Consider the following 14,656-nt stretch of genomic DNA (forward strand, 5'->3'; position numbering starts at 1 on the left):
CGACAGAAGCCCCACCAGTGAACCCACCACTGCCCCCGGCCGCTCCAAGCACCGACGAGCTGCGTGCCGCCGCCGTGCGCCGCCTCCTGCAACTGCACACCGACCAGGAACTGACCTCCTCCCACCTCAGCCTGGTCGCCACCACCTTCAACGTCACCGAGCGCACCGTCCGCCGCTGGATCGACAACGCCCGCGCCCACCACGGCCACTACACCCCCGCCACCCGAGACCGGTTCACCCTCACTCCGGACATGCACACCGCCGTCGCCCGCCACCGCGGCAACGTGGCCGCCGCCTACCAGGAACTCTGCGACGAAACCCCCGAAGACGCACCGCCCCCACCCTCCAGAGCCACCTTCTACCGCGCCGTCGAACGCGACATCCCCGCAGGCCAGCGCGCAGGCCTCAGCGGCGGCGAACAAGCAAGACGCCGCTACGACATCCACGGCACCCGCCCCCGCGGACACCGCAACCAGTACTGGGAAACCGACCACGTCGAAGCCAGCGTCCGCGTCATCATCGACGGCCGCATCATCCGCAAACCCTGGATCACCTGGTTCGTCGACGCCGCGACCTGCGCCATCTGCGGACTCGCCGTCAGCCCCCAGCACGGCAGCAGCGAAAGCATCCTCGTCGCCCTGCGCGACGCCCTCCTGCGCACCGAAGGCCACGGCCCCTTCGGCGGACTGCCCGGCCGGGTACGCGTAGACGGCGGCAAGGACTTCCTGTCCGAGGCGGTCGGCCAGGCCCTGGGGGCGTTCGGCGTCGAGCTGATCGAACTGCCACCCCGGCGCCCCGACCTCAAACCCCACGTCGAAGCCGTCAACGGCGCCGTCAAGGACATGCTCTTCAAGGGCCTGCCCGGCTACACCCACGGACCCGACCAGCGGCCCAAGAACAAGGAACCCGAACACCTCCTCACCCTGGAGTCCTTCGTCCTCAAGCTGCGCGAGTGGGTCACCGGGTGGAACACCGGGCACACCATTCCCACCCTGGGCGGGCGCACCCCAGCCCAAGCCTGGAACGACGACCTCTCACCCGTCTGGGACGTCAGCCCCCGCGACGTGCACACCTTCACCCTCGCACGCCACGGCAAGGCACTGACCATCCACCCCGCCGGCGTGCGATGGCGCAACCGCGACTACACCGCCCCCTGGATGCACACCCCCACCACCCAGGTGGGCCGCAAAGTCCACCTGCGCTACATGCCCCACCACGAAGACGAGATCGAACTCTACGACGCCGCCACCGGCCGGCACCTCGGCCAGGCCCACCCGGCCGACCAAGCCACCCCCAAGGAAGTCCGCGCGCTCCTCAACGCCCGCTCACGCGAAGCCGCCCGCCTGCGCAGCCGCCTCGACAAGGCGGAGAAGAGCAGAAGAGAACGCTTCGCCGCGCTCACCCAGCCGGCCCCGCCCAAACAACTGCTCACCATCACCCGCGAGGAAGCCGCCCGGCAACTGCGCGAACTCAACGGCCGCGACACGGCCGACGAAGCCCTGCCCGACTACATCCCCCTGCCCGAGCCGTCCGCCCACTGGACCACCCCGATCGGCCCTCCGCACGTTCCGAACCCGGCCGACGCAACCACGAACGAGGACTCGTGAACGACCATCCCGCAGCGCGCCCCAGCCTCCTGCCCGAACCGCGAGACGACCACTACCTGCGCCTGCCCGAAGCCAGGGCCGTCGCCACGCACGCGGTCCGCAGAGTCAGGATGCAACTGGAGAAGGTCATCGCGGCCGGCGCCATGATGGGCATCCACGGCGAAGTCGGCCTCGGCAAGACCTTCGCCATCCACGCCACCCTGCGCGAACTCGCCCCCGACACCACCATCCGCCTACAGGTCTACCTGGGCATGAAGATCGGCGACATCCACACCGGCCTCGCCCGGGCCATGGAGCTGCCCCCCGACACCACCTACGACCACCTCACGCAGACCCTGGCCGGCACACCGCACGTCCTGCTCTGCGACGAAGCCCAACACCTCAGCACCACAGCCTTCGAATACCTGCGCACCCTGTGGGACCGCACCCAGAAACCCCTCGTGTTCGTCGGCGCCGACAGCACCCGCAAGAAACTCAAGGACCGCCGCGCACTGGCCTCACGCATCCACGACTGGGAGCAGTTCCGCCCCCTCACACCAGCCGACGTGCTTACCCACATCCCCGCCTTCCACCCCCTGTGGCAGAACACGGACAGCGACCTCATCATGTACACCGACGACTACATCTGCCACGGCAACTTCCGCAGCTGGGCCAACGTCACTTACCACGCACGCGACGAGATCGCCCGTACCCCCGGCCTCGTACTCGACAAGAAACTCATCCGCTGGATCATGAGCCGGCTGGACAGCACCACACCGGACCGCTGACGCGAAACGCCACACCCCGTCGGTGAAGCCACGCTGCCGCCACCACGGCCGATCCAACCGGCCGGGGCCACAGACAGCGAAGCCCCACACCCAGGCCCCGACGGCCGGACCTCCGCCAGCCGCCGAGGACACCCGACCGACGCGCCCAAGGCAGGTCCAGGGGGAACCTAACCGGCCCCCGGCGGCACATGGGCGACGATGAGCCCGGCCGGGGCCGGCAGCCAACGGCTGAGCACGCCTGCTCCGCCGACCTCATCGAGCGCCTCCCCGAACGCCGCCACGCTGAGCCCACACCCACGCGCCGCGGATTCTGCGTCCAGGACGACAGCAGCCTCCGGCCCCGTCCGCCAGGCCGCAACGGTCAACGCAACCAACCGAAGCGGAACCCCCAGCGCCGCCACCCGACGATCCCCGAGCGTCCTCAACGCCCAATGCCCCGCCCGTAACCGCCACGGTCGACCAACCAGCTCAGGAAGGAACACCGCCGGCGAATCCCCCAGGACCCGCACATCACGCAACCAGCCGACCTCCAGCAGCTCCTGCACGGCATCCCACGGAGCCGCCAGCCGCAACGCCCGCACCAGACCACGCGGTAGCGAAGACACCCCCGAACGACGCACCCGCAGCGTGCACACCACCGCCAGCAGCCGCGCTTCGGCACTGACCGACGGGTCCAGCGACGCCGCCGTGTAGCCGAGAGCCGCCCTGGCGGCCAACCGCTGCTCCTCCACCGTTCGCGCCTCCCCTCCTCCCCGCCGCCGGCGTACCGGCGGGGGAGAAGGCGGCAGGGGCCCACCGACACCGACGGGAACCTCAGCCGCTCCCGCGATCGCCCGGGCACACCCTTCACACACGTCGGCCAGATGCCACATCCGGCCCTGACGCCGGAACAGCACGAGCACGATCCGCCCGGCGCAGCCGCGGCTGTGAAGGTGCCAAGGGCAGCCGTTCGTACGGCACTGACAACTTCGCAGGTGCAAGGGCAACTGCTCACGGACCGCGTGCCCGCCGAGGTGGGAGACCACGGCCCGCCGCAGCTCCACCGGTGTGCTCAACGGCTCCGCCTGCTGCCGACGGCACCCCGGTGACCAGCAGCTCCACGACCGCTGCTGCGGATCCGCGATCACCGACCAGACACCACCAGCCACCAGAGCCCCGCCGCCGTCACCATCCATGCCGTCCTTCCCCGCCTGCCCGTCCCTCGTACTTGGCCCGCCGAGTCAAGAAGCCCGGCCGGAGCGGCGGCCACCCTAGTGCAGACCCCTGCCCTGCCCGACGGCCGCCGAAATAGGCAGAAATAGGGCAGAGGTCTGCACTGACAGGGCAAGGGTCTGCACCGTGCGATAGCACAGTGATCATCCCGCCGCCCGAACCCAACCTCACCGCGCTGCGCCTTGAGCTCGCGCGACTGCGGGCCGACCGCGGCTGGTCCTACGACGAACTGGCCGCCCACAGCAGCCTGTCCCGCCGCACCCTCATCGAAATCGAAGCCGGCCGCACCATCGGCACCCTTGCCACCTGGCACGCCCTGGCCCACGCCTTCGACGTCTCCTTCGCCGACCTCACCGCGTCCCTGTGCGAAGGCCACACTCCACCCGGGGTCGAGCCCGGCACCGGCTGACAGGCCGACAAGTCCGTCACCCGAACGGGCAGCACAACTCGAACAACAGTGCCCGCGATGGCTGCCCCTGCGAACCGATGCGTCCGAACAGGCGACCTGACCGCCGCCCGTCGGCGCGCCGGACCACACCGCATGTGATCTTCACGCGCATGGCACGCGCATCCTTCACCCCCGGCTACCGCTGGGACGGCACTCACCGAGGGCCCAACACCACCAGAACCCTGCGCATCGACCGGGACAGCCCCACCCGCATCGTCCGCACAGCCCTCATGGGCACCTGCCACCACTGCGGAAACCCCGCCGAGTGGAGCTACACCGCCCACCACGACTACATCCCGCTCCACCCCGCCGAACTGCCCACCCGCCACATCCCCCCACCTCTGCGCTGGCACACCGTCTCCGGCATCGCCTACCCCACCGCAGCAGGATCCCCCTGGTGCCGGATCGCCCACCCCGACCTCTGCCCCGCCACCCGTCCCCGCCCCCGCCACCCCACCACCCCCGAACTCGACGAACTCCGCCGCACCCTCGCCCTGCGAACCCGCCTTCTCGCCGACCGGGGACTCCAACCCCGCCACCCCGACACCACCACCGCCCCCCTCAGCCCCACGCCACCGCCACGCCCCGTCGTCCACCTCCTCCAGACCAACTACCTCGCCCGCCATCCCGTCTCCGAGATCCGCTGCGTGGCCCAGACCCGCCGCGGCCACCGCTGCCACAACCCCGTTGACACCGCCACACCTTCCGGTCACTGGACCCTCGTGCCCCTCGGTGCCGACAAGACAGCCCCCGACGACCACAAGAATCCACCCCTCATGGCCGTCTACCACCTCAGCCACCTGCCCCACGTCGAACTGCTGCGCTGGCGGGCCCAGCACTGTGCCCGGCACACCACAGGCCGCTTCGCCGACGTAGCCCTCCCGGAGTGGGAGGTCCTCCACTCTGCCCGTCACCGCCAGCACATCCACACCACCCTGCCGACCCCGCAGACCGCAGGGGACCGGCATGCGTGACACCCGCATCCTGGTGTGCGGAAGCCGCCGCTGGCCGTGGCCCGACACCATCGAAACCGTCCTCGACCGCCTCGCCGCCCGCTACGGGGACCACCTCGTCATCATCGAAGGCACAGCCACCGGCGCCGACCGCGCCGCTCACCGATGGTGCACACACCGAGCCCTGCCCGCCTGGCGCCACCGCTGCTACCCCGCGGCCTGGGACGCCGAACGCACCCGCCGCCCCCACACCTGGCACATCGGCGCCGGCGACCGGTACCTGCACATGCTCCTCGACGAAGAGCCCGGCCTCCTGATCGCCTTCCACGAAGACCTCACCCCCACAGGCACCACCGGCGGCACCTGCCTGTACGCGGCCCTCCTCGGAATCCCCGTCTGGCTTGTCCCCACCGCCTCACCCGACCTCGGTAGATGGCTCACCACCGCCGACTACCCACCCGGTCAGACCGCACGCGGCACCGCCCAGCTCGAAGCCGCCCGCAGTAGGCGCGCGCTCGCCACCTGACACCGACTCGCGAAACCGGTGCCGCCAGTACCCCCACGGGGGGTGGCGGACCGGCGAACGGATTGCCGGTGCTCGAGCCCATGCCCCCCAGTCAACCCGCCGGCACCGGCGACCGGCCTCATGTCACCGATGCCCCGGCAGTACTCACCCAGGACACACGAGATGAATGATCAGATCACGACCGTCGAAGGCGTGGTCGAACGGATCCTGTTCGTCAGCAGCAACGGATACACCGGGCTGAGGCTAGCCCTGGCCAACGGCACCAGCATCACCGCAAAAGGCGAGAAACTCCACGGCACCCAGCCAGGAGAAACACTCCGCATCACCGGCCGAACCAGCCACCACCCCGCCTACGGGACCCAGCTCCACGCGGAGAACTGCCGCTACACCGAGCCCGCCACCATCCACGCCATCCGCACCTACCTCTCCTCAGGCCTCGTGAAAGGCATCGGCCCCAGGCTCGCCGAAGCGATCGTGACCGCATTCAAGGAGGAAACCCTCCAGATCATCGACACCACTCCGCACCGGCTCCTGGACGTTCCCCTCATCGGCCCCACCCGCTACACCGAGATCGTCACCTCATGGCAACAGCACCAGGAGATCCGCCAGTTGATGATCCTTCTCCAGAGCGCCGGAATCCCCACCACCCACGCGCCCCGCATCGCCCGCCACTTCCGCACCGAACAGCGGCACTCCGAGGATGCCACCGACATCCTCGGCATCATCCGGGACAACCCCTACCGCCTCACCGAGGTTTACCGCATCGGATTCAAGCTCGCCGACAAGCTGGCCCTCTGGCTCGGACTGCCTGAACAAAGCCCCCAGCGCCTCCAGGCCGCTCTCCTTCACACCCTCGAGACCGCCGCTCTCAGAGAAGGCCACTGCTTTCTCTACGAACGCCAGCTCTACGCCAGAACCACCAAGATCCTCGGCGACCGCAACCTCGCAGACCTGCTTCCAGCCCAGCTCGCTTTCCTGCGAGTCCGGCAGCGTGTCACCGTCCAGCCCCTTCTGGACGGCGACCACCGCAGCACGGCGGTCTTCGCCCCACAGTTGCACGCTGCCGAGATCTCCATCGCCCGGCGCCTCGCCGGCCTGCGCTCGGTCAGAACATTCCTTACCAGGATGGGGGAGTGGCGTACGGCGCCACTCTTGCCGGCGGACAGCATCACTATGCTGGCCAGCGCCCAGGACGCCGCCGTGAGGATGGCTCTCAGCGAGCCCGTCTCGGTCCTGACCGGCGGACCAGGCTGCGGAAAGTCTTTCACGGTCAAAACGATCGTCGACATCGCCGAGGCATCCGGTGCACAGGTCAGCCTCGCCGCACCCACCGGCCGCGCCGCGAAACGACTCAGCGAGCTCACCGGCCGCACCGCCACCACCATTCACCGGCTCATCGCGAAGAGACCACAGGACGACAGGACACGCAGCCCCCTCGAAGCGCACGACCCACTGGACGCCGAGCTCATCGTCATCGACGAAGCCTCCATGCTCGACCTCGCCCTCTTCGAACGGCTGCTCGGCAAAGTCGCACCCGGCACCCACCTGCTCCTGGTCGGAGACGTGCACCAACTCCCAAGCGTCGCCGCCGGCCAGGTCCTGCGCGATCTTCTCGCCGTCCCGGGGATCCCGCGCACCGTGCTCACCGAGGTCTTCCGCCAAGGTGAGGGAAGCGCCATCACCACCAACGCCCACCGGATCAACGCTGGCCAGAGCGTCCACAGCACAAACGACTTCTGGTTCATCGAAGTACCCGGAGCGCACGACGTCCCCGCCGCAGTCCTCGACATCGTCACACGGCGCCTCCCCGCCGCCTACGGCATCACACCGGGCGACATCCAGATCCTGGCTCCCAGCACCAAAGGACCGGCCGGCACCCGCGAACTCAACCTCGCCCTCCAGAACGCCATCAACCCCCACCGCAAAGGCGAACCCCAACACTGGCACGACGGAAGACCCTTCCGCCCCCACGACCGTCTCATCGCCGTACGCAACGACCCCCGAAAAGGCATCCTCAACGGCACCACCGGCACAGTCACCACCCTCGACACAGACGAACGCCAACTCCACCTCGCACTCGACGACGGCGACACCGCCGCCTACGGCTTCGACGAACTCGACGAACTCCTCCACGCCTACGCCATCACCGTCCACCGCGCCCAAGGCAGCGAGTACCCCTTTGTCGTTGTCCCCCTCACCACGACTGGCCCCGCCTACCTACTCCTGCGCCGCAACCTGCTCTACACTGCCGTCACCCGCGCCCGCCGCATGCTCATCCTCGTCGGCGACGAAAGCGCACTCGCCACAGCGATCAGACAGCCCGCCACCCCCCGCAACACCACCCTCGCGGCCCGCATCCACGCAGCTCTCACCGGTACTGTCGTCCTTCCGTACCCCGTTCGCCCGTACGACGGTCAGGCAGCCCTGCTCTGAGCTGGCTGACGCTGATTCGACAGGGCAGAGGGGTCCTCGAGGATGCGACTGGGCTTCCGTACCGACGGCCGCATCGGCCGAGCTCCGGACGCGGACACCCCGCGCCTGGCCCGGATCAATGGCTTGGCGGGTGTCAGGGTGCTTGTCGATTCCAGCCGGAACCACCAACCACTTACGCAGGTCCAAACTTGGACCGTAACCGGTGGGCCAGGAAAGCCGACAAAGCCATCCTGTGCCGCCCCATTACCCGTTGCCCAGCGAGGGAAGGCCGGCCGCGCCAGGAACTGTGCGAAGAATACTGGTCTCGACCTGGGGTGATGCCGCTACGTCGAGGGGGCATCAGAGCGGGCGGAAGGTGCCGGAGTCGGACTGCCAAGCAAGAGTCTCGCCGGTCTCGACGCGGTAGAACCACGCATGGAGACCGACAGCCCCGCTGGCGAGGCGCCGCGCGACTACTGGGTAGGTGCGAAGGTGCCCAAGCTGGAGCAGCAGGTGCTGCTGGGCACGTGCCGAGAGCGCGGATGTCCCCGGTGGTACTGGCAGCCGCGGGAGAGGGGTTTCGTCGGCTGCCTGATCGAGCCATCGCTTGACCATGGGCATCATTCTGACGGTGTCCTGATAGATCAGACCGCGGACGGTGCCACAGTGCGAGTGCCCCCAGACGACGATCTCGGGGACGGTGAGCTCTTCGAGGGCGTACTCCAGCGTCGCACCGACAGCGCAAACCGCGTCCGGCCGGTGGGCAGGAACAATGTTGCCTGCCGTGCGTAGTTCAAGAACTTGGCCTGGCCTGGCACCGGTGATCGACAAGGGTTGTACACGCGAGTCCGCGCAGGATATGAACAGCGCCTGCGGACGCTGGTCGACGGCAAGCCGCCGCAGCTCCTGCCGGTGCTCGACCACGGCTTCGGGGAAATGGCGGGCTTCGTCAATGAGTGCAAGCATGCTCTCTCCTGGGAACTCGAACTGAACAACTATCCGGTTAGTTGCGACATCTGGCAGATCCCAATGCCACTAGAAGGTCCTGACGGAAGCTGCTACGGGTGTGTCTGCTGAGCCCGGTACTCGTTGGTCTGTGGGGGGAGGAGGGTGTCTCGTCCGTGGGTCGTGTCGGGCCAACTGTGGGGACCGGTAGCCCCGTTGCTGGCGCCGGAGCTGAGGCCGGGACGGCCTCGGGTACCGGGCCGGCAAGCCCTGTCCGGGATCCTGTTCGTGCTGCACACCGGTATCCAGGGTGAGTACCTGCCCCAGGAATCCGGCCACGGCTCGGACATGACCTGCTGGCGTCGGTTCGCGGCGTGGAACGAGGCCGGTGTGTGGGACCGCTCCACATCGTCCTGCCGCGGAAGCTGTGGTCCGCCGACAGCTGGACTGGTCCCGTACCGTGATCGACTCCAGCCACGCACGAGCCGCCCGGCGGGCCCCACAGCCGACCGAGCCCGGCCGACCACCGCGACCAGGCAGCAAGCGCCCCGTCCTCGTCGACGGCCAGGGTATCCCGCTCACGGTGCCGCCGACCCGCGGCAACCGCAACGACATCACCACGCTGCTGCCTCTGCTCGCGCTGGTCCCCACCGTGGCCGGCCTGGTCGGCCTGCCACGACAAGGCCCGATGCCCTGCTCGCCGACCGGGGCTACGACCACGACAAGTACCAGCGCCCGGTGTAGAAGCAGGGCATCAAACCGCTGATCACCCACTGCGGAATACCCCATCGTTCCAACCTGGGTGCCTACCGCCGGGAGGTCGAGCGCACCATCGCCTGACTCCACGCCTTCCGCCGCCTGCGCATCCGCTGGGAACGACGCGACAACATCCACGAAACCTCCCTCAACCGCACCACCTGCCTGATCACCACCCACACGGCCAACGCCTTCGCTAAGACCTCTAAGACGCGGGTGGAGACGGAGGAGCAGAGTCAGGACACGCCGGTTTCTTACCGGTGGACTGGCGTGGGTAGCGGCAGGCCTCGTTCTCCCACTGGTGACGGGGGAGGGGACTCACTGGGAGCTCACCCCGGAGGCTGACGAGCCACTTGCCTTGTCCGAGGGCGCGGCCGTTCGCGCGATGGGGGACACCAAGTCCATGAATCGAGCAATGCTGTCCAACTTCCTTATGGTGCCGACCAGAACGACGAGGTTCATGGTGAACACCGATAGAACCGAAAGCAGGCTGGAGGCCAAGCCAGTCATGCAGCCCTCCACGAGGAGTACCTCAAGAGTTTCTTCACCGTCGCCGCTCTGGGTGCAGGCGGCGGCGGGCTTCCGTTGACAGCCGCAGCGATCCCTCTGGCAGGTAGTTCTCTGGGCGGGCTTGAGCGGTTCAGGGCTAGAGCCGAGAATGCTGCGTGGTTGCGCTGTACCAGTGGGATTGTTCGGGGAGGCCAGCGATGCGCTGTCCGAGTGAGCCCGGGTGTGCCGGGCAGACGTCGACCGGAGCGCTATCACCTAGAGGCTGCCCGCACAGCTGGGTATGGCCAAGACCTCAGGGTGCTTCACCGCCCGTCCGGAGGTGAGCCCGACGCCGACGCGCATCGGATCCCACCTCCGGACCTCAATCCACCCCCGGGGTGCCTGCACGAGGCCGGCGACCCGACGCCGGCGCCCGTACCCAGGCCGGTCACTCAACAGTCCCGCGCGCTGTCGTTCGGCTTTGGGGGGTGTGGCGCCCCGCCACAATGGCCCCGCAACTGCCGACGGACCGGCTCAATGAGCAGGCAACAGGGCCTATCTGGGTCCTCCTCTCCGTCGACGAGGCCTGCTGCGACCCACCCCGGACCAGAACAAGCGTCGCCGTGCGGAGCGGCGATATCCAGGAGGTTGCGGAATCCGCCAACACTCTGTGGCTGTTTGTTGCTCCACGACGAACCACCGGCAGCAACCAGATCGTGCAAGACTCAGCGAAGCCCAGCTCAACCCCGTCCCGCTCGCACGCCCTGCGGGAGTTCGGACCGTGGCCAGCCCCCTTGGCCGGCACACGACCGCACTTCCGAAGCGCCCCTGCTCGCCTTGGCTGCCCTGCCAGCGATTGGCAGGCTCGGATCAGCCTTCGTGTGGCATGTGCAGTCCAGGCGCAGCACTTATCGAGCATCACCACTGGACTTCAACTCGCTTCATCGCATCCGCCCGGCGCTGCACAGGATGGCCGTCGACACCTTGGTCCCCGTTCAGGACCGGAGCGTGGGAGCTTCGAGCGGCAACCTCTATCGGTCTCGGCGAACGTGCAGGTGGCCATCGGCGCGGACACCCACTTGGTGGTCGCCGTTGCTCGCTCGGCCCCGGGTAACAGGGCCCGACCCTCATGTCGGGCGGGCCTCCGACTTGCCCGCCGCACGTGTCGGCGGACGGACCCTACCTGAACACCGGCCTGATGGTCCCGCACCGCCGACGAGTCGGCCGCCCGCTCCTGCGCGCTCAGGAGGAGGGCGCCGGACACCGACGCGTGCGCGCTGGCGTCAAGCACACCTTCGTCCGCATGAGGAACTACAAGATTCTCCGCGGCTGCCGGCAGAAAGGCGACGGCCTGCACAAGGCAGTGCAGGCCGTCGCCAACATGTACAACCTCAGCCGAACGATGTGAACCAGCGGGCCAGAACGCACACCGACCTGCCCGGACCAGCCTTCGGCAACAAGCGTTAGATCAAGTTTTGGACGTTGAGCAGGCCGAAGCCCTTCGGCTCGTCCTTGCGGCTGCGGTAGATCAATCGGGACCGTTCACCGGGCTTGTGCTGAACTTGGTTGGGTGATGTTGGAGCCGTTTGTCTGACAGCGGTGCTTTGGTTTCGGTAGCTCTGGCTTCGTGAGGTACCCGCAGGGGGCGGGCTGACCGAAACCGCGAGGCCGCGGGGGCCGACAGGCTGTCGATCGTTTCGAGGGCGGCGAGAGAAGCCGGGAGATCGCCGTCGTGCTGCAGGTGGGAGAGCGGTCGGTGGAGCGGTGACGCCCCCGGTCGATCTACCGGATCCGCGAGTACCGGGGCGTAAGGACGAGCCGAAGGGCTTCGGCTGGCGTGACTTCCGAGTCCTGATCGTTCGCGCCCGGACCCAACTCGGCGGGCCCGATGGTCCTGGTCTGGGACAACGTCCACCTCCACCTGACCAAGCCTTGAGGGAGGTAATCGAGATCCGGCCAACTCACCGCCCACTCAGCGCTGAGCCTCAACCTGCAGCATATTGTCTGACCACTGGTCAAACACCGACAGCATCGCTTTGACCTGCGGACTCATGTGCTCGCACGGCCCTCTGCCGAAGTGGCTCTCAATCAGTCTGTCGAAAAACAACCATTACATGCAGCTGTCGGTCTCATCAGTTCCATCAAGGCTGCCGGAGGCGCCCAAACCGGCATTCTCATCAGGGCTGACCTGGGGATCAACCCCGACTTCCCTCCAGGCAGCGACGACGGCGTCCGCCACGGTTCGGTTGCTTTGGAAGCGCCTGGTAGCCGCGGTTACGGTGGCGCTGGCGAAGGCGCCGAAATCAGCATTGCTCGCGAGCAATCCGTTGGTCAGGGTGTCATACCATATCTGCCCGGCTATTTCCCAGGCGTTTCCTCCGAGTCGAGTGGCCAGCAGGTAGAAAGCATGGTTAGGAATTCCGGAGTTGGTGTGCACCCCGCCGTTGTCGTCCTCGGTCTGGAGGTAGCCGCTCATATTGGCTGGTTGCGGATCCCTGAGGCCGGTTGTCGGGTTGGTCCATGCGGTGCCGGGAGCCCGCATCGAGCGTAGGGCAATGCTGTCGAGGGCCGTCCCGACCATCTCGTCACCGATCAGCCAGTCGGCCTGGTCGGCGGTCTGGCCGAGCTTCCACTGCTTGACCAGAGAGCCGAAAACGTCCGAGACCGATTCACTGAGGGCTCCGGACTGACCCTGATAGTCAAGCCTGGCGGTGTACTGCATCACGCCGTGAGTGAGCTCGTGTGCGATGCAGTCAAGGGATAGTGTGCCATCCTTGAGTGACTCGCCGTTGCCGTCGCCGAAGATGATCTGATTTCGCTCTGGAAGCCACTTTGGGTCGAGGGTCTCGACGTGGACGGAGGCGATCAAAGGCATGTAAGCGTTGTCGATGGAATTCCGCCCGTATACCTCACGATAAAAACGAAGGGTGTCACCGAGGCCGTCAAAGAGACGATTGGCAGACTGGTCATCGATCGGCTCGGAGTCCTCGTTGCGTACAAGGCGGCCCGGCAAGTCATCCGGGTTCGCGGTGTGACCGGCATCGTAGACGAGCCGAGTGAGTCGGTGTGGAACGGCCAGCTCTGCTTCGGTCGTTGACCGAGCGACGCGGGCTGCACGGGCTGTACGAAGCGTGGCCGTGAGAGCCAACGTGGCCTTAGCGGACTGATCACCCTGCCGGGCCAGGTCCTCGAGCAGGATGGGCGGAACGACGCCGCAACCAAACGGAGAGTTTCGAATCATGCCTTGAGAGTATTTTGACTCATCGTCAACGGCAGGGTAAATTATAAGTATTTGACAAGATTTCCTATCGGCTTCGTCATTCAACTTAGAGGTCTTAGCGAAGGCGTTGGCCGTGTGGGTGGGTGATCAGGCAGGTGGTGCGGTTGAGGGAGGTTTCGTGGATGTTGTCGCGTCGTTCCCAGCGGATGCGCAGGCGGCGGAAGGCGTGGAGTCAGGCGATGGTGCGCTCGACCTCCCGGCGGTAGGCACCCAGGTTGGAACGATGGGGTATTCCGCAGTGGGTGATCAGCGGTTTGATGCCCTGCTTCTACACCGGGCGCTGGTACTTGTCGTGGTCGTAGCCCCGGTCGGCGAGCAGGGCATCGGGCCTTGTCGTGGCAGGCCGACCAGGCCGGCCACGGTGGGGACCAGCGCGAGCAGAGGCAGCAGCGTGGTGATGTCGTTGCGGTTGCCGCGGGTCGGCGGCACCGTGAGCGGGATACCCTGGCCGTCGACGAGGACGGGGCGCTTGCCGCCTGGTCGCGGTGGTCGGCCGGGTTCGGTCGGCTGTGGGGCCCGCCGGGCGGCTCGTGCGTGGCTGGAGTCGATCACGGTACGGGACCAGTCCAGCTGTCGGCGGACCACAGCTTCCGCGGCAGGACGATGTGGAGCGGTCCCACACACCGGCCTCGTTCCACGCCGCGAACCGACGCCAGCAGGTCATGTCCGAGCTGTGGCCGGATTCCTGGGGCAGGTACTCACCCTGGATACCGGTGTGCAGCACGAACAGGATCCCGGACAGGGCTTGCCGGCCTGGTACCCGAGGCCGTCCCGGCCTCGGCTCCGGCGCCAGCAACGGCTCGACTGGTCCCCACAGTTGGCCCGACACGACCCACGGACGAGACACCCTCCTCCACACACAGACCAACGAGTACCGGGCTCAGCAGACACACCCGTAGCAGCTTCCGTCAGGACCCTCAAGGCAGGCCTGACCGGCTGTCGGCCACCTACACGCGCCCATGGCGTCACCTACTTCCACGGGCTGCCAACCCGATTGGCGAGTACACCCTCTGAGGCGTCAAACGACGCTGCGGAAGGCCTGCGAATACGCTCCGCGCTAAGGTCGATCCGGCTGTCCAGCCGGACGGCGTTCCCGTCTACGTCATCCTGGATAACGTCTCCGCCCGCAGCGACAGAAAAGCTCCGGAGCTGAGCGAAGAACAACAACGTCCGCCTGTCCTTCACTGCAACCAACGCCTTCTGGAACGCCCCGATCGATGTGCAGTTCGGACCCTGCGGCAGTTCACCCTCGCCAACTCCG

9 protein-coding genes and 3 pseudogenes are annotated in these 14,656 nt (G+C 67.4%); 8 read left to right on the top strand and 4 right to left on the bottom strand.

What is annotated here, in order from left to right:
• Nucleotides 1–17: 17 nt before the first annotated feature.
• Nucleotides 18–1,607, top strand: a complete 1,590-nt coding sequence (locus tag ACIP4P_RS27250) for a Mu transposase C-terminal domain-containing protein (RefSeq protein ID WP_400922774.1) — start codon at nt 18–20, stop codon at nt 1,605–1,607.
• 110 nt (nt 1,608–1,717) lie between these two features.
• A complete protein-coding gene (locus ACIP4P_RS27255) occupies nt 1,718–2,374 on the top strand; it encodes an AAA family ATPase (protein WP_400922776.1) in 657 nt (218 codons plus the stop codon).
• Between the two features lie 167 nt (nt 2,375–2,541).
• Here ACIP4P_RS27255 and ACIP4P_RS27260 read toward each other — a convergent pair whose 3' ends face one another.
• Nucleotides 2,542–3,105, bottom strand: a complete 564-nt coding sequence (locus ACIP4P_RS27260) for a hypothetical protein (protein ID WP_400922778.1) — start codon at nt 3,103–3,105, stop codon at nt 2,542–2,544.
• A gap of 620 nt (nt 3,106–3,725) precedes the next feature.
• On the opposite strand from ACIP4P_RS27260, the gene ACIP4P_RS27265 reads away from it, so the two are divergent.
• The 4 genes from ACIP4P_RS27265 (at nt 3,726) to ACIP4P_RS27280 (ending at nt 7,946) form a co-directional block, all read left to right on the top strand.
• A complete protein-coding gene (locus tag ACIP4P_RS27265) occupies nt 3,726–3,995 on the top strand; it encodes a helix-turn-helix transcriptional regulator (RefSeq protein WP_400922780.1) in 270 nt (89 codons plus the stop codon).
• A gap of 149 nt (nt 3,996–4,144) precedes the next feature.
• Complete coding sequence (locus tag ACIP4P_RS27270; RefSeq protein WP_400922782.1) at nt 4,145–5,008, top strand: DUF6083 domain-containing protein; 864 nt, start codon at nt 4,145–4,147, stop codon at nt 5,006–5,008.
• Nucleotides 5,001–5,513 carry an SLOG family protein gene (locus tag ACIP4P_RS27275; RefSeq protein ID WP_400922784.1) on the top strand — a complete coding sequence of 171 codons (513 nt, stop codon included), beginning with the start codon at nt 5,001–5,003 and terminating at the stop codon, nt 5,511–5,513. The genes ACIP4P_RS27270 and ACIP4P_RS27275 overlap by 8 nt, the downstream gene beginning before the upstream one ends.
• 162 nt (nt 5,514–5,675) lie before the next feature.
• Nucleotides 5,676–7,946 carry an ATP-dependent RecD-like DNA helicase gene (locus ACIP4P_RS27280; RefSeq protein ID WP_400922786.1) on the top strand — a complete coding sequence of 757 codons (2,271 nt, stop codon included), beginning with the start codon at nt 5,676–5,678 and terminating at the stop codon, nt 7,944–7,946.
• Between the two features lie 339 nt (nt 7,947–8,285).
• Here ACIP4P_RS27280 and ACIP4P_RS27285 read toward each other — a convergent pair whose 3' ends face one another.
• On the bottom strand, nt 8,286–8,891 hold the full coding sequence (locus tag ACIP4P_RS27285; protein ID WP_400922788.1) for a carbonic anhydrase: 606 nt from the start codon (nt 8,889–8,891) through the stop codon (nt 8,286–8,288).
• Between the two features lie 144 nt (nt 8,892–9,035).
• Here ACIP4P_RS27285 and ACIP4P_RS27290 point away from each other — a divergent pair.
• A pseudogene (locus ACIP4P_RS27290) lies at nt 9,036–9,776 on the top strand (IS5 family transposase); the annotation flags it as partial.
• Nucleotides 9,777–11,096: 1,320 nt separating this feature from the next.
• Nucleotides 11,097–11,523: pseudogene (locus ACIP4P_RS27295) on the top strand (IS5/IS1182 family transposase); the annotation flags it as partial.
• 702 nt (nt 11,524–12,225) lie between these two features.
• Here the strand turns inward: ACIP4P_RS27295 and ACIP4P_RS27300 are convergent.
• Together ACIP4P_RS27300 and ACIP4P_RS27305 are read right to left on the bottom strand one after the other, a co-directional pair.
• A complete protein-coding gene (locus ACIP4P_RS27300) occupies nt 12,226–13,356 on the bottom strand; it encodes a M4 family metallopeptidase (RefSeq protein ID WP_400922790.1) in 1,131 nt (376 codons plus the stop codon).
• Nucleotides 13,357–13,450: 94 nt separating this feature from the next.
• Nucleotides 13,451–14,254 (bottom strand): annotated as a pseudogene (locus ACIP4P_RS27305) (IS5 family transposase).
• Nucleotides 14,255–14,656 lie beyond the last annotated feature (402 nt).

Origin of the sequence: Kitasatospora sp. NPDC089509 (assembly GCF_044749365.1) — a bacterium.
Taxonomy (GTDB): domain Bacteria; phylum Actinomycetota; class Actinomycetes; order Streptomycetales; family Streptomycetaceae; genus Kitasatospora.

Coding starts and splice junctions, on each gene's coding strand:
- ACIP4P_RS27270 (WP_400922782.1), top strand. CDS start 4,145: ATGGCACGCGCATCCTTCACCCCCGGCTACCGCTGGGACGGCACTCAC.
- ACIP4P_RS27275 (WP_400922784.1), top strand. CDS start 5,001: ATGCGTGACACCCGCATCCTGGTGTGCGGAAGCCGCCGCTGGCCGTGG.
- ACIP4P_RS27300 (WP_400922790.1), bottom strand. CDS start 13,356: ATGATTCGAAACTCTCCGTTTGGTTGCGGCGTCGTTCCGCCCATCCTG.
- ACIP4P_RS27280 (WP_400922786.1), top strand. CDS start 5,676: ATGAATGATCAGATCACGACCGTCGAAGGCGTGGTCGAACGGATCCTG.
- ACIP4P_RS27285 (WP_400922788.1), bottom strand. CDS start 8,891: ATGCTTGCACTCATTGACGAAGCCCGCCATTTCCCCGAAGCCGTGGTC.
- ACIP4P_RS27255 (WP_400922776.1), top strand. CDS start 1,718: ATGCAACTGGAGAAGGTCATCGCGGCCGGCGCCATGATGGGCATCCAC.